Source organism: Thiospirochaeta perfilievii, from assembly GCF_008329945.1.
Lineage (GTDB): Bacteria > Spirochaetota > Spirochaetia > DSM-2461 > DSM-2461 > Thiospirochaeta > Thiospirochaeta perfilievii.
This window is the reverse complement of sequence record NZ_CP035807.1, coordinates 2043844-2065119: the sequence shown is the minus strand read 5'-3', so window position 1 is coordinate 2065119 and position 21276 is coordinate 2043844. Positions and strand designations below refer to the sequence as shown.

General features: G+C 33.8%; 12 protein-coding genes. 8 read left to right on the top strand and 4 right to left on the bottom strand.

Annotated features, from left to right (window positions below):
• Window positions 1–61: 61 nt before the first annotated feature.
• Genes EW093_RS09415 through EW093_RS09400 form a run of 4 tightly spaced genes read right to left on the bottom strand, consistent with a single transcriptional unit; the run spans window position 62 to window position 5503 of the window.
• The gene (locus EW093_RS09415) at window positions 62–1615 is read right to left on the bottom strand and encodes a response regulator (RefSeq protein WP_149568156.1); all 1554 of its coding nucleotides are present in this window, start codon (window positions 1613–1615) and stop codon (window positions 62–64) included.
• Window positions 1602–3353 (bottom strand): sensor histidine kinase, encoded by a 1752-nt coding sequence (locus tag EW093_RS09410; RefSeq protein WP_149568155.1) that lies wholly within the window; start codon window positions 3351–3353, stop codon window positions 1602–1604. The genes EW093_RS09415 and EW093_RS09410 overlap by 14 nt, the downstream gene beginning before the upstream one ends.
• A gap of 37 nt (window positions 3354–3390) precedes the next feature.
• Window positions 3391–4305: a homoserine O-acetyltransferase MetA gene (gene metA / locus EW093_RS09405; protein ID WP_149568154.1), complete on the bottom strand. Its 915-nt coding sequence runs from the start codon at window positions 4303–4305 to the stop codon at window positions 3391–3393.
• A gap of 19 nt (window positions 4306–4324) precedes the next feature.
• The gene (locus EW093_RS09400; RefSeq protein ID WP_187759662.1) at window positions 4325–5503 is read right to left on the bottom strand and encodes a M23 family metallopeptidase; all 1179 of its coding nucleotides are present in this window, start codon (window positions 5501–5503) and stop codon (window positions 4325–4327) included.
• A 285-nt stretch (window positions 5504–5788) separates the two neighbouring features.
• On the opposite strand from EW093_RS09400, the gene EW093_RS09395 reads away from it, so the two are divergent.
• The 8 genes from EW093_RS09395 to EW093_RS09360 all read left to right on the top strand — a co-directional run bounded on the left by EW093_RS09395 (window position 5789) and on the right by EW093_RS09360 (window position 21255).
• Window positions 5789–9511, top strand: a complete 3723-nt coding sequence (locus tag EW093_RS09395; protein ID WP_187759661.1) for a phosphoribosylformylglycinamidine synthase — start codon at window positions 5789–5791, stop codon at window positions 9509–9511.
• Between the two features lie 61 nt (window positions 9512–9572).
• Window positions 9573–10583 (top strand): GGDEF domain-containing protein, encoded by a 1011-nt coding sequence (locus tag EW093_RS09390; RefSeq protein ID WP_149568152.1) that lies wholly within the window; start codon window positions 9573–9575, stop codon window positions 10581–10583.
• A gap of 21 nt (window positions 10584–10604) precedes the next feature.
• Window positions 10605–12551: a 4-alpha-glucanotransferase gene (locus tag EW093_RS09385; protein WP_187759660.1), complete on the top strand. Its 1947-nt coding sequence runs from the start codon at window positions 10605–10607 to the stop codon at window positions 12549–12551.
• 6 nt (window positions 12552–12557) lie between these two features.
• On the top strand, window positions 12558–15779 hold the full coding sequence (locus EW093_RS09380) for an alpha-amylase family glycosyl hydrolase (protein WP_149568150.1): 3222 nt from the start codon (window positions 12558–12560) through the stop codon (window positions 15777–15779).
• A 27-nt stretch (window positions 15780–15806) separates the two neighbouring features.
• Complete coding sequence (locus EW093_RS09375) at window positions 15807–17408, top strand: response regulator (RefSeq protein ID WP_149568149.1); 1602 nt, start codon at window positions 15807–15809, stop codon at window positions 17406–17408.
• Window positions 17392–19125 (top strand): cache domain-containing sensor histidine kinase, encoded by a 1734-nt coding sequence (locus EW093_RS09370; RefSeq protein WP_187759659.1) that lies wholly within the window; start codon window positions 17392–17394, stop codon window positions 19123–19125. The genes EW093_RS09375 and EW093_RS09370 overlap by 17 nt, the downstream gene beginning before the upstream one ends.
• A complete protein-coding gene (locus EW093_RS09365) occupies window positions 19122–20093 on the top strand; it encodes a galactose ABC transporter substrate-binding protein (protein ID WP_149568147.1) in 972 nt (323 codons plus the stop codon). Before EW093_RS09370 ends, EW093_RS09365 begins: the two co-directional genes overlap by 4 nt.
• A 151-nt stretch (window positions 20094–20244) precedes the next feature.
• On the top strand, window positions 20245–21255 hold the full coding sequence (locus tag EW093_RS09360; RefSeq protein WP_149568146.1) for a substrate-binding domain-containing protein: 1011 nt from the start codon (window positions 20245–20247) through the stop codon (window positions 21253–21255).
• Window positions 21256–21276: the final 21 nt, after the last annotated feature.

Sequence of the window (21276 nt, the reverse complement as noted above, 5' to 3'; positions counted from 1 at the left end):
TAATCAAAAGTACACCTGTTTCTCATATAAAACAATTCACAGATTTTACTAAAAATGTAAGTTATTTGACCTTTAAGGTTTTTTTATATTCACTTAGAGACATATTCATCTTTTTTTTAAAAAATATACTAAAATAATGGGGGTCACTTATGCCAATCTCCTCTGCTATTTCGTAACTTCTTTTATCACTATTTTGTACTAACTCAATTGCCTTCTCTAACCTAAGACGGGCTAAAAAATCAATAAAGCTAATACCACACTCACTCTTAAATTTTCTACTTAAATAGCTTGGATTAATATGAAAGTTCTCAGCAACTATTGTTAGCTGCAGGTCTGGATTTCGCATATTTTCCTTTATAAATTTCTTAACATTAGATATTAATAAATTACAACTCTTACAGTTTTTATCCTTAATTTCATAGGTTATTTTGCGGCAAAGAGAGAACAGGTATTCATTGATATCCCCAATGTTATTCAGTCTATATAAATTGTGATATGGCTGCTTATTTTGACCAAAGATTGACTCTATCTCAATACCATGATCACTAATAACTTGCAGGACTATAAAGATAATATTTGAACTTAGGATCCTTAGGGAGTTTAAATCTCCACCAACACCCATAATTTGTAAATTAAAAAGATCTTCTATCTGTTTTTTGCAGTTTTCAAGAAGTCCTGATTTAAGACTTAATGAAAACTCCTTAAGAAGGGTGTTACTCTTAATAGGATCATACCCCCATAGAGCTACTGTATCATCGTATAAAATGACACTATTTTTATCCCCAATAATTCGAGATTCTAAACCTCGTTTAGACTGCTTATAAAGGGAACTAATATTATCTATTCCAATAAGAGTCTGACTTATACCTATGGTTAAAGAGATATTAAACCGTCTATTAATGTTATTAATTACTCGTTGGCAGAGGTTTTCTAATTCAGAGTGTTTATTGTGGAATAGTAGGACGATATAACCCCCACTAGCCCAAAAGCAGTAAGAATCACTTTTATCTATAAAGTAGTTATTAATTGTATCAATTACATATTGTCTGCTTTTATAAATTCCACCAAGACCTCTATCGACTCTGCATAGAGCTAATCTAAACATATTACTTTTAAAAGAGAGTCCATATTTATATAGTTCATCTTTTTCTACACTAGAGAAGAGAAGATCATTTAAAATTCTCTCTTTCAAATAGGGCTCCATAAAATTCATTTTATCTCTTAGTTCTTCCTCTTTATCTATATCATTTACCTGTGTTAACAGTGAGTTTGTTAACTCAGTAGAGTCTATAGGTTTTAAAATATACTCTCTAACCCCTACCGATATAGATTTTTTAGCATATTCAAAATCGTCATATCCACTAAGGATAATAATTTTAATTTGGGGATACTTAGCCAGAATATTTTCACTTAACTTTATTCCATCCATTACAGGCATATTAATATCTGTAATAATAATTTCAGGATTTAGATCTTCAACTAAATCAATTGCCTCCATTCCTCCTGATGCCTCACCCACCAAGGCTAACCCTAACTCTTCCCATTTTATTGACCTTTTAATAAGCTCCCTAACAAGGTATTCATCATCAACAATTAGAACTTTATAGATTCCCATATAAAACCCTCTCCCCTAGGGGTATTTTTATTATAACTGTTGTTCCTACCCCCTTTTTACTTTTAATAATCACTAAGTCATCCCCTTCATAAAACAGATTAATTCTCTCTATTGTTCCTCTTACTCCAAAGCTGCTTTTTGAGGAGAAGATTGTTTTAATTATGTCTTCTTCCATTCCTATTCCATTATCTTCAATTTTGATGGAGAGAAAATCTGAGTCTATAGTTCCATAGATATTTATAATTCCAGGCTCTCCCTTTGGTTTTATCCCATGATAAATTGAATTTTCTAAGAAAGGCTGAAGTATAAGTTTTAAAACCTTAACATTAGAGGTCTCATCTTCAATATAGAAATTTGTTATAAAATTATCATACCTTAAGGAGAGAATATTTAAGTAACTTTTAAGGGCCTCGATCTCCTGTTTAAAGGATATGACCTCCCTGCCTTTACTAAGATTTATCCTATAAAACTTTCCAAGAGAAGTTACCATTTTATATACCTTCTTATTCTCCCCCATTAAGGCAAGAGAGCTAATAGAGTCGAAGGTATTGTATAAAAAATGGGGTTTTATCTGAGCTTGTAGAGTCTCTAATTCAGTACGTCTTTTTCTTTTCTCATCAATTACAATCTTTTTTAGTAGACTCTTAATCTCCATGGTCATTAGATTATATCCATCCCTAAGAGAGTTAAACTCAGTTATAGATGTTTCAAAATAGAGCTCATTTAAGTCACCACGACCAATATCAACCATGGAGTTAACCATTATATTAATAGGTTTTGTAATTACCCTAGCAATTATTACAGAACCAATTAGGACAAGGATAGTAAGTAAAAAAAAGAGAGAGAGGGATGTAAGAGTCAAAGTATATATTGTTGAGTCATCTGATATAGGAATAACAGTTACAATCCTCCAATTATATTCTAAAATATTCAAATATGAGTACAATATGCTATTTTTTTTATCTACATAGGAGCCATGGTTATTATTCCAATTATCCAATGTAAAGTTTTTAATATCCCTTGAATAATCGTAGGAGGAAAGAATTAAAGAGGCATTCTCGTCAAACAGATATATCTTAGTACCATCTTTTTTCACTATACTGTTATAAGATGACTTCAATTCATCTTTAGAAACATTTATAACTACTCCACCTATTGGTTTTTGGGTTGTTAGATCATTAATGATTCTAATATTAGAGACAAAATCCTTAGTTGTTAAACCATTAAAAATCTCTCCCCCATTCTGAACAAAATAGGACTCACCCCTTAATTCTCTTGCCCTTGCCCATATTTTGTCGTGAAAACTACTGTTGAATAAAAAAACATTTTTAACATCGTAGTCCGCGTAATACCTATGCCCCTTTGTATCTAATACATATATTGATAGAATTTCATCATAATTACTCATCATCGATGAGATAGTTCTATTAACACCATCTTTTAACTCTAATTCAGAGTAGCCATTCTCAGAGTTAAGAAGTTGTTGTACGCCACTATTTGATAGAATAACCTTAGATGAGTTATTAACATTTTTAAGAATAATTCTAATGTTAGAGCTTATTGAACGTAAATTTTGCATAGATATTTTATTCACCTCATCTAGCATTAAAGATGAGTAGATCCTCTTATAGAGAATGCCACTAAACAGTAGTGACATTAGCAGTAGACCAGTAAAAAAGAGAAATATCCTACGACTAATGTTTATATTTAAAATTCTCTGCCTAAAACTTCTACCCATAATTTCATTTTAACATGAAAACTCTTTTAGGGTGTAGTTATTTATTTAGTTCATAAGGAGTCATCTGGTAGACATAGTAGTTAAGCCAGTTTAAAAAAAGAAGGTTCGCATGACCCCTCCAGTTTACAACAGGTGTTTTATTAGGATCATCATCTGGAAAGTAATTTTTAGGGATAACCGTTTTTTCTGGGTCTACCTTAATATCCCTCTCATACTCCTCCTTTAAGGTTAAAGGATCGTACTCAGAGTGTCCTGTAACAAAAATCTGCTTACCATCGTTGGATGTAACGATATAAATACCAGCCTCTTCAGACTCTGAGACTATTTCAAGAGCTGAAACTTTCTCAACCTCTTTTCTTAGAATTTCTGTATGTCTTGAATGGGGAGCAAGAAAGTTATCGTCAAAACCTCTAGCTATAGGACTAAATTTATTTTCTACGCTATGCTTATAGATTCCAGAAATCTTCTCAGGTGTTTGATATTTATCCACACCAAAGTGATAATAGAGTCCTGCTAATGCACCCCAGCATATATGAAGTGTTGAAGTTACATGATCCTTAGACCAATCCATTATCTCTTTTAACTCTTCCCAATAATCTACCTTTTCAAATTCCAAGGTCTCAACTGGTGCACCAGTAATAATTAGTCCATCATAATTTTTACCCTTAATATCTTGAAAAGTTTTATAAAAATACTCTAAGTGCCTGTGGTCAGTATTTTTAGATTTATGGCTTTTAGGATGTAGGAGATCCACTTCTAACTGTAAAGGAGTGTTAGATAGAAGTCTTAATAAGTGGGTCTCTGTTGTAACTTTTTTTGGCATCAAGTTTAAAATTGCTATTTTAAGAGGCCTAATATCCTGGGAGACAGCCCTTGTCTCTGTCATTACAAATATATTTTCGCTATTTAATATTTCAATTGCTGGTAATTTATCTTTTATCTTAATTGGCATGGCAATAATATAACATAACTTATTCTAAAACTCTATACGAAATAGAGTAAGAAAAGGCAAAGGACTTTGTTGTATCTTTTGGTTTTACAAGGGCAACATAGCTCTCGGACAGTGGCGGAATCTTTATGGGTATGGATCCCCCTTGGCTACTAAAACTATTCTGAAATTTAAATGTAATAGTCCCCTCAACAACACTATTAAACCCATTTCTGCAATATACAACGGTTGTACTATCTATAGATTCATCCCTAAAACTAAGTTTATCTGTCTGCTTTATTGGAGTTAAAGTACCACTAAAGTCAGAATCTTTAAGGTCTTTGCCAAAAACAGGATCAAAACTCTCTCCTCCTGGGTGCTTAGAGTAATAATACTCCCCGACAACAGGATCTATAGCTTCCCCATCTAAACCTAATAGTTTTATAGGGATGGACTGCCTACTCCCCGTAACTGTAGGAACATTAACAGAAAAATGAAGATGAGGACCTGTTGATAGACCCGTATTGCCACTATAACCAATAGTATCCCCCATAGAGACACTATCACCTACCTCTACAATAGCTCCATTTTTCTTAAGGTGAACATAACTAGCAAATGTCCCATCATCATGGTAGATGGAGATAAAGTTGCCATAGGAGGCATAGGACGAACTAGCCCCTCCCCTATTTGAATCTTCCTTGACTTCAACAACAATCCCTGCCCTAGCAGCGACAATAGGGGTTCCTATATCCATAGAGAAGTCTAAGGCGTAATAGTTCTCTTTTTGATGGGAAAATTGCCCTCCAAAACCTTGATCTAACTTAAACTTGCTACCGTGTTCAAACGGGAATAGATATACAAACTCATCAGGCTCTACAGTTAATGGATTTCCTGGAGTATAGGAGAGTCGACTCCTAAAACTGTATGATCTATTTTTATCCAATGGGGTTAATGTTGCAAGTAAAACACCTTTATCTCCAGGTTCTAATACGACCTGAGAGGGGTTCGCCCTATCCATTTTTAAATTTGTCAATTTTGTAAATCCCAAACTGATAAATTGGGGAATAAAATGGTTATTATCACCATAAAAAAGATATCCGCCTTCTTCAATTTTTTCAAAGTAGACATCTAAGGTTTCACTATCTTCTGATAAGAACTCCTTACTAAAGGATATATTTATTATTAAAAATATAAAAATACTTATAGCTAAAAACTTTTTCATATCTGAATTATATAACAAAACTAACCATTTTAAAAATAATATTAGTTTAGAATAGATGCCACAGCAACTGGGGAAGATCATACCCTTCATCCCAATACTCTTCTATTTGTCCCTCTTTTCTAAATTTTGAAATATTAAATCCACTAATTAAATGATTATACCAAATTACTTCCTTCTCTATCTGTTTTATATAATTATCTGTAGCCTATAAACTATTTACCATGGAGAGGCCAACAACAATAACAAAGATATAGATTAATAGCCTTAAATTTGATAAAAATTGATATGGCTATAATTAAACGAGTATATGTAGAAAAAAAGAGAGATTTTAGTGTTGCCGCAGACCACCTTCTGCAAGATTTAAAAAGCCACCTGAGCCTCACAGGATTAACAGGTGTAAGAGTTATCATAAGATACGATATAGAAGATATATCGGATAGAGTTTACAAAGAAGCATTAACAACAGTATTTTCAGAACCTCCAGTAGATAACTTTTACCAAGAAAATATAGATTTGACAAATGAGAAAAGCTTTGCTGTAGAGTACCTACCAGGACAGTATGATCAAAGGGCCGATTCAGCAGAACAGTGTATACAAATTATGGCCCCAGGAGAAAACCCATCAATTAAAACAGCAATGCAATATGTTTTTTCTGGTGAGATAACCGACAATGATTTAGATAAAATAAAGAAATACTTAATAAACCCTGTTGATTCCAGGGAAGCAAAATTAGAAAAACCAGAAACACTACACGAGGTTGAAGTAATACCAGCGGATGTAGTCTATTTTAATAACTTTATAAGAAAATCAGAAAGTGAGATCAAAGAACTTAGAAAGACTCTTGGTCTTGCAATGAGTGATTTAGACCTACTACATTGTCAAAAATATTTTAGAGACGAAGAGAAGCGAGACCCTAGCATTACAGAGATAAAAATGTTAGATACCTACTGGTCTGACCACTGCCGTCATACAACATTTATGACTAGACTTAAAAATATTACTTTTGATGATGGTAAATATTCTAAACCAATAAAAGAGTCCTACGACCTATACTTAAAAACTAGAGAGAGACTATATGTAGGTAAAGATAAAGATATCTCCCTAATGGATATGGCTGTTTTAGCAGCAAAAGACCTAAGAAGTCGAGGGTTAATGGAAAACCTTGAGGAGTCTGAGGAAGTTAATGCCTGTTCAATAATTGTTCCAGCAGTTATCGATGGAGTAGAAGAAGAGTGGCTGATTCAATTTAAAAATGAAACCCATAACCACCCAACAGAGATTGAACCATTTGGTGGGGCAGCAACATGTTTAGGAGGGTGTATTAGAGACCCTCTATCAGGAAGATCCTATGTGTACCAAGCAATGAGGGTAACAGGTGCAGGTTCACCTTTAACAGCTATTGAAGATACAATACCAGGAAAACTTCCCCAAAGAAAAATCTGTACAGAAGCAGCCCATGGTTACAGTTCCTATGGGAATCAAATAGGCCTAGCTACCGGTAATGTAACAGAGATATACCACGAAGGTTATACAGCCAAGAGAATGGAGATAGGAGCAGTTATAGCAGCAGCACCAAGGTCAAACGTAACTAGGGACTCTGCAGCTCCAGGAGATATTATTGTTTTAACCGGGGGTAAAACTGGTCGAGACGGTTGTGGAGGAGCTACAGGTTCTTCAAAAGAGCATACGGAAGAGTCTATTGAAACAAGTGGAGCTGAAGTACAAAAAGGAAACCCTCCTGTAGAGAGAAAAATACAGAGACTTTTTAGAAACCCTGAGGCTTCTAAAATGATAAAAATCTGTAATGACTTTGGTGCTGGTGGAATATCTGTAGCTATTGCCGAGTTAGCAGATGGTTTAATAATTGACCTAGATGTAGTTCCAAAAAAGTATAATGGACTAGATGGAACAGAACTAACTATATCTGAATCTCAAGAGAGAATGGCTGTAGTTTTAGATCCAAAAGATGTTAAAAGATTTATAGATTTATGTGAAGAAGAGAACCTTGAAGCGGTAGAAGTTGCAGTAGTAACTAAAGAGCCTAGAGTTAAAATAAACTGGAGAGGAAAAGAGATTGTATCTATGGCTAGATCCTTTATAAATACCAACGGTGTTTTACAGGATATGGATATTGAATCTAAATCTCCAAATGAGAATAACAGCTGGTTTAAAAACAGCGCTGTTGTAAAATCAACCGGGAGTATAAAAAAGGATTGGTTAAATAATTTATCCGATCTTAATGTCTGCTCTCAAAAGGGTTTAATTGAGACATTTGATAGTACAATTGGTGCATCCTCTGTCCTACTTCCATTTGGAGGAAAAACCCAGCAGACTCCTACTGATGTTATGTGTGCAAAGATTCCAGTTCTTAAAGGGGATACTTCAAACGGAACACTTATGAGTTTTGGTTTTGACCCTGACCTCTCATCCTGGTCTCCATTCCATGGAGCAGCTTATGCAGTAGTAGAGTCAGCGGCAAAAATAGTTGCAGCTGGTGGAGAACTATCAGAGATAAGGTTAACTTTTCAGGAGTATTTTGAAAGGTTAGGAACAGACCCTGTTAAGTGGGGGAAACCATTTAATGCGCTTCTAGGAGCATATAAAGCCCAAACAGAACTTAAAATTGGAGCAATTGGTGGTAAAGACTCTATGAGCGGAACGTTTGAAGAGTTACACGTTCCACCAACTCTAGTATCCTTTGCGGTAGCCCCTGTAGATGTAAACCACGTTATTAGCCCAGAGTTTAAATCTTCTGGAAACAGTGTTGTATATATACCTCTACCTAAGGATGAGTTTGATATACCAAACTACCCAATGGTAGAAAAATTATTTAATAACATAACAAACTTAATAAAATCTGAAGTTATACTATCTGCTCAAACAGTTCGGAAGGGTGGAATTGCATCAGCCATAAGTAAAATGGCATTTGGTAATCAAATAGGTGTAGAGTTAAATAACACTCTAAATATTGAAGAACTACTAAAAACTAACTTGTCATCCTTTATTGTAGAGGTAAAAAATGAGGATGAGTTAATAGATATTGATTACCAAGTAATCGGAACAACAATTTCAGAGCCTGTAATCAAAGTCTTAGGAGAGAGCATAAAACTTGATAAAATGATTACCACATGGGAGAAAACCCTACAGGATGTTTACCCTATTAGAGTAGAAGATAGACAAAAAGAGGTTAAGGTTAGTTATATGGTGGATAAAACTATTAAACCTAGGGTAAAAGTTGAAAACCCTAGAGTTATAATTCCAGTTTTTCCTGGGACTAACTGTGAGTACGATACAGCTAAAGCCTTTACAGATGCAGGAGCAATTGCTGAGACATTTGTAATAAATAATCTATCAGAGGACCATATAAAAGAGTCTATATCCCAAATGGTAGAGAAGATTGATAATAGCCAAATAATTATGATTCCTGGTGGATTTAGTGCCGGAGATGAACCAGAAGGTTCTGCTAAGTTTATTGCTGCTTTCTTTAGAAACCCAGAAATTAAAGACGCTGTACATAGGTTATTACACCAGAGAGACGGGTTAATGATGGGAATATGTAACGGGTTTCAGGCACTTGTTAAACTGGGTCTGGTTCCATATGGGGAAATTAGAGATATTGATGAACATGACCCAACTTTAACCTACAATACAATAGGAAGACATATCTCTATGATGGCAGAAACTGAAGTAGTTTCAAACCTATCCCCATGGCTAAGCCAGTGTTCAGTTGGTGATCGTCACCAGATAGCACTTTCCCATGGAGAAGGTAGATTCATTATCGACGAAACGCTTGCTAAGAAGCTTATAGATAATGGCCAAATAGCTACTCAATATAAGGGTAAAAACCCTAATGGTTCCGTAATGGCAATAGAGGGAATAACAAGCCCAGATGGACGAGTTTTTGGAAAAATGGGACACTCAGAGAGGGTGGGATCTAATGTTTGTAAAAACATTTACGGAAACAAGGATCAAGCCATTTTTAAAGCAGGAGTTAACTACTTTAAGTAATTTATCAAAATATTTTTTTATTTCTTGAAAACAAACAATTCAAAGAGTATGTTTATTAAAGATGGAAATAGAAGATTATGAAAAAACAATATATGAATTAAGACAACTTCTTGAGGTGACTAAGGTGTTAAACTCAACACTACACTTCAAGAAGCTTGTTGATACAATTTTATTCTCCTTTATGGCCCAGGCAAGGTGTGTAAAAGCTGCCCTATATATTGGTAAAGAGATCGAACCAGACACAATAACACTTCAAAGAAATTACATGGGATTTGAAATCACACCCCACGTCCCTATACAGCTAAACTGTAAAACACCTAAGATGGAAGAGTTCGCACGAAGTAGAAAGTGTCTTACCAACGAGGAAGTTGATAAACTTGCATATTTCGATGTAGAAGAAATTAATAGATATATAATTGAACAGATAGAGATAATCATTCCCCTGGTAATTAATGAAAAAATCGCAGGCCTTGTACTACTTGGAGGTCGTATTGATAGTGAACCTATTCAGAAGTCAGAAAAAGAATTTTTGTCTGAAATCGGGTTTTATGCTTCCATTGCCATACAAAACTCCATATTATTTGATATGGCCACAATGGATATGATGACAGAATTAAAGGTTCGTCACTACACAACCAAGTTCATTGATGAGTGTATAATTTCTGGAGATCATAACTTTGTCATAATAATGATTGATATTGATGATTTTAAAAGAGTGAATGATACCTACGGCCACCAAACTGGTGATGACACAATTATTGGAGTCTCAACCATATTAAAAAAAGCAATTAGAACAAATGACATTGCATCAAGATTTGGTGGAGAGGAATTTGTTATAATGCTAAGAGATGCAGCTTTAGACGATGCCGTTGTAGTTGCAGAGAGAATAAGAGAGGGTGTTGAGGGCTTAAAAGTTATAAGCAATAAGGATGAGATAAATGTAACGGTTTCAATTGGCCTTGCAGAATTCGATATTGATTTAGATAAAACTCCTGAAGATGTAATTTCCAGAGCTGATGGGGCCCTCTATATATCAAAAAAAACTGGGAAGAACAGAGTAACAACAGCATAAAAGACAATAGGAGATAATAAAGTGAAATACTCCCTAGAAAAAAGATTTATAACTGGTACAGTAATTCCTGTATCAGCTCTTAAAACAGAAGATAGTATTGGGATTGGGGAATTCCTTGATTTAAAGCTATTTGCAGATTGGTGCAAGAGTGTAGGCCTTGATCTAATACAACTGCTTCCAGTTAATGATACAGGTTTTCAAAGCTCACCATACAGTGCATTAAGCGCCTTCGCTCTTCATCCTGTATACATTAGTATAAAAAAAATGCCTGAAGCTAAGAAGTATAAATCTGATTTGGAAAAAATATCAAAAAAGTGGGAAGGAAAAGATCGGGTTCACTTTAACTCAGTTCTAAAAGACAAACTAAAACTGCTTAAAAAAATCTATAAAGATAATTATGAAAAAATAGAGAAAAGCAGAAGTATTAGTAAATGGGAAAAAGATAATCCATGGATTAAAAGTTATGCTATCTTCTCATTCCTTAAAGAGAAGAATAAAAACCTAGAGTGGATGGATTGGGAAGAGTTTAAAGATCCATCTAAAGATGATATAGAGAATCTATATATAAAAAATAGAAAGAAGACTCTATTTTACTCTTGGGTTCAATACTATCTGGAAAAACAACTACAAGAGGCAACACTCTATATGGACTCCCTAGGTATCAACCTAAAAGGTGACCTGCCAATTTTAATGAATATAGACAGCGCTGATGTATGGGAGTCCAGGGATATATTTAATGTAAAAAACCGGGCTGGAGCACCACCGGATATGTTCTCCGAAGAGGGACAAAATTGGGGATTCCCAACCTACTCATGGGACTCAATGGAAGAGGATAACTTTTTTTGGTGGAAAGCAAGGTTAAAACAAGCAGCTAAGTTTTATCACGCCTACAGAATTGACCATGTATTAGGGTTTTTTAGGATTTGGACAATTCCTCCCCAATATATTAGTGGAAGCATGGGTTATTACAGTCCTAACGATTTTTTACATATTGATGATCTAAAAAGAATTGGTATTGATGGCCCACGATTAGCATGGATGTCAAAACCCCATATACCAGGTTATGAGCTAAGGGATAAACTAGGATTTGAATCTAACGAAGCGACTAAGCTCCTTTTGGACCAGATAAATACAGAAGACCTATATCTATTTAAGGATGAAGTTAAGTCTGTACATGATATCTATGCAGTTGAAGAGCTCTCTGATGAAGCAAAAAGTGAGCTTGTAAATTTCTATAGAAATGTTACCCTAATAAAAGTAGATGAATACAATTATGCGACAACTTGGTTTTACTACAATAGTAGAGCTTATATTTCCATGAACGATCATGAAAAATATGAATTTGGTCAGCTTCAAAGTTCAAAGAGTGGACACTCTATGTGGTTATGGGAGAATCAAGGTCTTAAATTGTTAAAATTCATGAAAGAGAGCGAAGATATGTTGGTTTGTGCCGAGGATTTAGGGACTATTCCAAATTGTGTTCCAAAAGTCCTTGAAGAACTTGGTATTTTAGGGTTACATGTTACTAGATGGTCTAAAAAGTATAATGAGTACGGAGAACCATTTATGAAACCTTCTGAGTATAACTACTTGTCTGTTTCAACTCCAGCGGTTCACGACTCTTCAACAGTAAGACAGTGGTGGCCTGAAATGTCATCAAATGACGAGATTTCAAATGCCCTAAATCTAGATAATAAACTAAGTCCTATCCCTGATACGGACCAAGTTAAAAAGCTATATGAAGCCCTACTTAAAACTTCTGCTAAAATTGCAATGTTCCAGTTCCAAGACCTGTTAGCCATTAACGAAAGTCTTAGATCAAAAAATGCAGAAACTGAAAGAATTAATGTACCTGGGACGACTAATGATGTAAACTGGAGTTACAGATTGAGCTTTAATCTAGAAGACCTAATTAAGATGGACGAATTTAATAACGAGCTCAAAGAGATGATTAAAAAAAGAGGATAAATAAATATGACAGAGTTTAAATTGCAACATAGAGTACTACCTAAGAGAGACAGGGTTATGGAGTTCCATATATGTGGAAAAGCAAGAAAAAAATATAACTTTGATAACAACCTTTTTAGCACAACTGGTAATGTAGTATTTCATAATATATATGGTGCAAGGGTTTTTGCCCAAAAAATAAATTCTGTATCAAATAAAGGGATTAAAGCTTCTGATGTATTTGCAATGGGTTTAATGGATGAAATTTTACACTTTGTTATCGCTGAACACAGGGTAAAAGCTGCACCAAATCTTTTTAAAGAGATTATAACTGATGTAACAAGTGTCATTGGAGAAAAAGAGCTTGATAGAGCTCTTTTAAAGTTTATTGAAGAGTTCCCAGGATCAACTATAATAAAAAAAGAAGAGAGTCCAGAACAGTTATTATATAGAGAAAATAGACACGGAGTAAGTTATAAAGAGATTCTGCTAGAAGAGATGTTATTACTACATATAAGTAATTTAAACCCAGCCTTAAATATCTTTAATGACCTTTTTGATGAGACAACACTTAACAGCCATACAAAATATAAAACAGTTATAGAGGGCTGTAAAAGAGTTACCTCATCAGTCTCTGCAATGGATATGGGTTCCTCAAGTAATTCTAAAACCCTATACGATCTATTAAGAGCTCCAGCATTAGCTCACCCAGATTCAATTGCAGATCAACTATCATTTATAATGGGTAGTTGGGGTGTTATTATCTCTGATTTCAACATAAAAATGCTAAAGGCTATAGACTCTTTAAAAGAGGAGCACAAGCCTGTATATTACGATTTTGATGGCCCAGTAGAGACCTTCACCCAGACATACGAAAGTCAGGAAGAAGATATTGAAAACTTTACAATGGATAAGCACTGGATGCCTAATGTGGTTCTAATTGCAAAGAGTACAATGGTATGGTTAGACCAGCTTAGTAAGAAGTATAAAAGAGAGATTAAGACTCTATGCAGTATCCCAGATGAAGAGCTAGATATACTAGCTAATGAAGGTTTTAATGGTTTATGGCTTATTGGCCTTTGGAATAGAAGTGAAGCCTCAAAAAAAATAAAACAAAGGTGTGGTAACCCTGAAGCAGAAGCATCTGCATACTCCCTGTATAACTACGATATTAGCCAAGGCCTAGGTGGTTGGGAAGGTCTTCAAAGTCTTAGAGAGCGATGTAATAAAAGAGGAATTAGACTTGCAAGTGACATGGTTCCAAACCACACAGGAATAGATAGCCAGTGGGTAAGATCAAAACCCGACTACTTTATTCAAACATCACACCCTCCATATCCTACCTATACGTTTAATAGTGAAAATTTATCAGATGATCCAAATATTGGAATATATTTAGAAGACCACTACTACACTAAAGAGGATGCTTCTGTAGTATTCAAAAGAGTGGATTTTAATAAGGGTGATGTAAGATATATCTATCATGGTAATGATGGAACAATGATGCCATGGAATGATACAGCCCAGATTAACTTCTTAAATGCTGAAGTTAGAGAGGCTGTAATACAGGATATACTGCACGTTGCAAAAAACTTTCCTATAATACGTTTTGATGCAGCAATGACTCTAGCCAAAAAACATATTCAGAGATTGTGGTTTCCTAAACCGGGTCATGGCGGTGACATTGCAAGTAGATCTGACTATGCAATTAGCCAGGAGGAGTTTGACAGGTTACTACCTATTGAGTTTTGGCGGGAAGTAGTTGATAGAATTGCAGTAGAAGCACCAGATACCCTATTGTTAGCAGAAGCTTTTTGGATGTTAGAGAGCTATTTTGTAAGAACCCTAGGAATGCACAGAGTTTATAACTCAGCCTTTATGAATATGCTTAAAAACGAAGAGAACCAGAAATATAGGGACTCTATAATAAATACAATAATATTTGATCCAGATATACTAAAAAGATATGTAAACTTTATGAATAACCCAGACGAAGATACAGCCTTTGCTCAGTTTGGATCTGGAGACAAATACTTTGGTGTTTGTACACTTATGATAACACTACCTGGTTTACCAATGTTTGGCCACGGTCAAATAGAGGGATATAAAGAGAAGTATGGAATGGAGTACTCTAAAGCTTATTGGAATGAGGATGTAGATGAAGGTTTAGTAAATGGACATAAACATCTTATTTTCCCATTAATGAAAAAGAGAGAACTATTTTCTGAAGTTGAAAATTTCAACTTTTATCCATTTAAAGTACATCGTTCAGAGACAAACAATAATGTATTCGCCTACTCTAATAACTTTGAAGGGAATCAATCACTAGTTCTTTACAATAATTGTTTTAATATGACAAGTGGTTTTATTAATCACTCAGAAGAGAAATTAGTAAAGAATTCGGAAAACAGATATACGCAAAAAACTACTCTAGCAGAGGCTTTAGGCATAACCAATGCAGGGGACCACTTTCTATTACTAACAAATCAAAGAAATGGGTTAACCTATATTAGAAGTAGTAAGCAGATTTATGAAGATGGAATGTTCTTTGTATTAAAGGGTTATGAGTCTCAAGTCTTCCTTGATATAAAAGAGATTAAGGATGTAAAAGAGGGTTATTATGCAAAACTAAACCATGACCTAAACGGTGAAGGTGTTACAAATATAAACCAATCTATTAGAATAATAGCCTTAGGAGATACCTACTATTTAACCAAGTCGTTTTTTAATCGATCTAAAATTACATCAGAACTTTTAAAAGAGTATCTAACAAGTATAAAGTGCGAAAATCTCTTTAAGAAGTTAAGTAATAAAATTGAAAAGGAAGATGGTATATCCCTAAAAGAGAGCATTATAACCGAAATAAGTCTTTTCCTAGAGATTGATATAATTGACGAATGGCTATTTTCTAGTTTCTTTGATAATTATTCAGACTTAAATCTGATTACAATTCTAAAAAAAGAGAAGAAATTATCAATAGTTGAGATTTTAAAACATGAGGTAGTGAAAGAATCAATTGGTGTACACGAATATGATGATATTTTATGGTTTGACAGAGACAAATTCCTTAAAACGGCTGACTATATTTTAAATATTCATGGTCCAAAATTTTTAGATAAAAAAACGATATTAGATAAAATTGAGCAATCTAAGTATATATACAATAACTTAATAACACTATTTACCCCAAAGGAAGAGGTAAAAAAGCCATCTATTAAGAAAAACGTTAAAAAATTAAAGATTGACTGATTAGAGAGTTAAATCTAATCTAGAGTTATGGAAGAATTTTATAAAATGATTCTAGTAGATGATGAAGACGAAGTTAGGGGAAGGATCTCTTCTAAAATATCCAAAGAAAGCGGCTTTACTGTAGTAGGAGCCGCTGGTAATGGTTATGATGCCCTAGATCTAATAGAGAAGTTATCCCCCCATGTTGTCTTAACTGATATAAAAATGCCATTTATCGATGGTATAGAGTTAGCAGCAACTATTAAACGGGACTTTCCAACCACTAGAGTCGCCTTTATAACAGGATACGATGAATTTGATTATGCAAGAGAAGCTATTGAATTAAATGTTATTAGCTATCTTACAAAACCTATAACTCAAAACGATATTACTAAATTTCTAAAGAAACTTAAAATAGAGCTAGATGCTGAGTTTAAAGAAAAGTATAACAGAGAGGCTTTATTAAAAAGATACGAGGAGACAATTCCTCTTGTAATAGATAACTATTTTAGCTCATTTCTTATATCATCAAGATCAGAAAAGGGTGATGAGATACAAAACCTTAAGAGTTACGGTATATCCCTAGATGATACAAACTACATTTTAGGTTTTATCAAAGTTGAGAAGTCTGCAACATCCTGGGATATTATGGATTTTGAAAAGGCAAAGTACTCAGTTAGGTCCGCAGTTAAATCTATTCTTGATAGATATAAATATGAGTATTACACATTTTTATTTAATGGTGGCATTGTTCTAATTATTAAGGATAAATCAAACTACTTCTTAAAAGAGATAGACAGTGTCTTTTACGAGATGGTAAAGATGTCAGAGAAGTTCCTTTCTGCAAAAATTGATATTGGAGTAAGCTCCCTACATAGAAATTTTTCAGGTCTTTTTAAGGCTTATGAAGAGGCAGAAAAAGCTATTGAGTATAGTAAATTTCTAAATGCTGGTCGTATTATCTACATTAATCAACTAGAAGAAAATAAACCAAAGGTATTGAGTCTTAGCGAAACAGATATTAAGAATATAGAGTATAATATTAAGTTCGGAACTGAATCCGAAGTAAGAAATGTTATAGAGTCCATAAAGTTAGTAGCCCTTAGGGATAGTAAGTCCATAACAAACTATCACCAGTATATGATAAACATTATGAATGTAATTGTAAATTTCGCAGACTCTATAGAAGCGGATCTAAATAGTGTTATTGGAGGAGATATTCTAAGTACCATGATGCAGTTTAGCTCCTTAGAACAGATCTTTGACTGGTTTCTATCTACCCTATTGAAGTTAAGAGAGTTAAACCTTAAAACAAAGATGACTAACTCACAAAAGTTATTAGATAATGCAGTAAAGTATATAGATACGAATTATTATGACCCTAAAATATCCATGGAAACAGTTTGTGATGAGTTAGGACTAAGTATATCCTATATGAGTCTTCTATTTAAAAAAAATAAGGATACAACATTTGTAAAATACCTAACAAAAGTGCGTATAGAAAAGGCTAAAGAGCTTTTAAGACTTAAAGGAGATAGGATAGTAGAGATAGCTACAAAGTGTGGATTCAAGGATGTTTACTACTTTAGTCACTGCTTTAAAAGGTATGTTGGTCTATCCCCAAAGAAGTACCGTGAAGAAGAGATTTAAATATAACCCAACTATTGGTCAGAACATACTTATAGCTACTATTAGTATTGTTATAGTGGTTTTACTATTAACTAGTGCGGTCTATTATGCCGTTTTCTCTAGTAGAACCGAGGATCTGATTGAGAGTCAATCCAGGGAGATTAATAAGCAGATTGTTTTAAACTACGAAAACTATATTAATAGTGTAATTGAGACAGCTAACTATATCCAGTTCTCATCTCTTAGTATGGATGTAGATAAAAATTTTGAAAAACTTCAAGATATATTTAATTATAATACATCTATAAAAAAAGACGTTGTATCGATATTTCTATTTAGCAATAATGGAGAAAAAGTATTAGGAACAGATTTAAACAATAGGTATTTTAACTCAATTTTAGGAGAAGTTTGGTTTAAAGAGGCAAAAAAAGAGACAAACATAACCCACTTCTCTGCCCCTCATACAAATAGTTTTACTCTAACTAGCAATGAAAATGTTATTTTTCTTTCCCGTTCTGTAGAGTATGTACAAAGAAATGAGAAAAAAGTTGGAATACTACTAATTGAACTAAATTTTAAAACCCTAACTGATATGGCCGCAAAAACCAACCTTGGGAATGGTGGACATATAATCATTTTAAATGATAAAGATAACTTAATATATCTCTCTAATAGCTCAGAAAACATCCCATATCTTGATAGCCTTGAGATAGCTGTTGAAAATTTTATTGGTGGATTAAAGACAAAAATTAACTCTATTGATTATTATATAAATATAAACACACTGGTGCACACAAGGTGGAGAATAGTAACTGTTAATAATGTTAATGATATTGCACTAGCTAGAAAAGAGATGATTTTAATACTATTTTTCATATTCTTTATAAGCTTATTTTTAACAGCAATAATCTCTATTTTTATATCTAAAAGAATTACTAGGCCTTTAAATACCTTAAAAGATAGTATGTTAAAACTTGAGGAAGGAAACTTTGATTCAAAAGTTGAAGTAAATGGGCAAAAAGAGGTAGTAAGGCTCTCTAAATCATTTAATAGTATGATAGAAGAGATCCGTACTTTAATGGATAAGGTTGTAGCAGAACAGACAGAGACAAGGAAAAATGAGTTACGAGCCTTACAAAACCAGATAAATCCCCACTTTTTATATAACACCTTAGACTCAATAGTTTGGCTAGCCGAGAATCACCGGTCTAAGGATGTTATTACAACTGTAGTAGCCCTAGCACGATTTTTCAGAATTAGTATTTCAAGTGGAGCTACACAAATTTTAGTAAAAGATGAGATATCCCATGTTGAGAACTACCTAAAAATACAGAAAATTAGATATATTGATAAATTTAAGTACACTATGGATGTTTCAAATGACGTTGAGGATCTATATGTAATGAAACTAATACTTCAACCTATTGTAGAGAACGCAATATACCATGGAGTAGGAGATGATATGGAGTTAATATCTATAAGATCCTATAAAGATGAGAAATATCTCTATTTTGAAGTTGAAAACAGTGGTTATGGGATTACAGAAGAGAGAATATCAGAGATATACTCTATGCTAGAGGGCGCAGACAGGCAGACAAGTGTTGGTTTAAAAAATGTTTACCAAAGATTAAAACTGTTTTATGGAGACAGTGCAGATTTAAAAATATTAAGTATTTTAGATGAATCTACAATAATAAAACTAATCATCCCTCTGGACAAAACAGGAGTTAATAGTTGAAAAAAATTATCATGATTATATTATCACTACTTATCTTAAGTTGTAGTAGTAAGGAAAAAACAGTTTCTATATTCATATATAACCAGAAGGATAATTTTATACATGAGATGTCCAACTACATACAACAGGGATTTAATAAAAACTATAAGATTAATATTATTGATTCTGAGAACTTCCAAATTACTCAAAATGAGTTTATTGAGGAGAGAATTAAAGCAAAGGATGATCTTTTAATAATAAATCCAGTTGATAGATTAGGAGTCTATTCTATTATAAAAAAACTCAAAAAAAACAATATCCCTGTAATATTTTTTAATAGAGAACCCCTTGAAAAGGATATGAACCTTTGGGATAGAGTCTATTATGTAGGAACAAAGGGTGAGCAATCGGCTCATATTCAGGCGAATCTTATTATGAATCGGTTTGGGAATAACCCAAAAGAGCTAAATCAGTATGATATAAATGGTAACGGTATAATTGAGGCTATAATTTTGAAAGGGGAGCAGGGTCATCAAGATGCAGAGATAAGAACAACTGAAGTTGTTAACACCCTTAAAAAAGATGGCTATAAATTAAAAATATTAGAAACTTCAGTTGCTAACTGGAGTAGGTCAGAGGCCTACGATAAAACTAACCAGATTATCGACTCATATCAGGACCAGTTAGAGCTTGTTATATCTAATAATGACTCTATGGCAATAGGAGCCATAATGGCACTTAGGCAAAGAGGGATGTTTCAAAAAGATAAGCTTTGGGTCCCTGTAGTGGGGATTGACGGCTTACAAGAGTCTGAAGAGCTAATTAAAAATGGATATCTATATGGAACAGTTGTAAATGACTCGAAACTCCAGGCAGATGCTATAATACAACTTTCACAACACATCCTAGACCCACAAAAATACAAAGATGTAGGGTATCAACTTATTGATGATAAATATATCTTAGTTGATTATAGAATTTTACAATAAAAGAGCAAAAAAATATCAAATTTCCTACTATTTTAGAAAATTCAACAAATTTTGAAGAGTATATTACATTGTTGACTCCCATTTCGGTGCTAGTATTTAAAACATCAAGGGATACAAAATTGTATGCCAAATAAAAAAATAGGAGATTTAAATGAAAAAATCATTACTACTAGCTTTAGTTGCTATGATTACGTTTAGTACATTTGCTAACGGTCAAAAAGAAGATGGTAAAATTGTTATTGGTGCAAACATCTACAGCTTTGCGGATAACTTTATGAATGGTGTTATTAAACCAGAATTAGAAACATATGCACCGTCTAAAGGTGTTGAGATTCAAATTGTAGACTCAGAAGGTCAACAAGCTAAACTTAATGACCAAGTAGATGTTTTTATTACTAAGGGTGTTGATGTATTAGCAATTAACCTTGTAGACCCAGCGGCGGCACAGGCTATTATAAACAAAGCAAGAGCTGCTAAAATCCCTTTAATTTTATTTAACAAAGAAGCTACAGAGCCAGGTGTTATGGATTCTTATGACAAAGTTTGGTATGTAGGTACAGATTCTGCTGAAGCTGGAATTATCCAGGGACAAATGATGGTTAAAGACTGGAAAGCAAACCCTAGCTGGGATAAAAATGGTGACGGAGTTGTTCAATATGTATTATTAAAAGGTGAGCCAGGACATCCAGATGCAGAAGCAAGAACTGTTGAATCAGTAAAAGCATTCAGAGATGCAGGAATCGAAGTTGAGCAATTAGCTTTAGAAGCTGACCCTAACTGGTCTACAGTACACGGAAATGACAAAATGGCAGCATGGTTAACATCTTCATTTGGTAGTGACATTGAATTAGTTATTGCTAATAACGACGGTATGGCATTTGGTGCTATTACAGCTCAAAAAGCAGCTGGTGTTAGACTTCCAATCTACGGTGTAGACGCATTAGCTCAGGCATTAACTCACATTGCTGATGGTGAAATGGATGGAACAGTTCTTAATGATGGTGTAAACCAAGCAAGAGCAACAGTTGACTTAGCTATCAATGCAGCTATGGGTAAAAACGTAACTGAAGGTACAAACTGGAAAGTTCAAACTAATGGTACAAAAGCTGTTAGAGTTCCATATGTAGCTGTTACTAAAGACAACTATATGGATTTTAAATAATAGAGTTTAATTTTTAAGGGA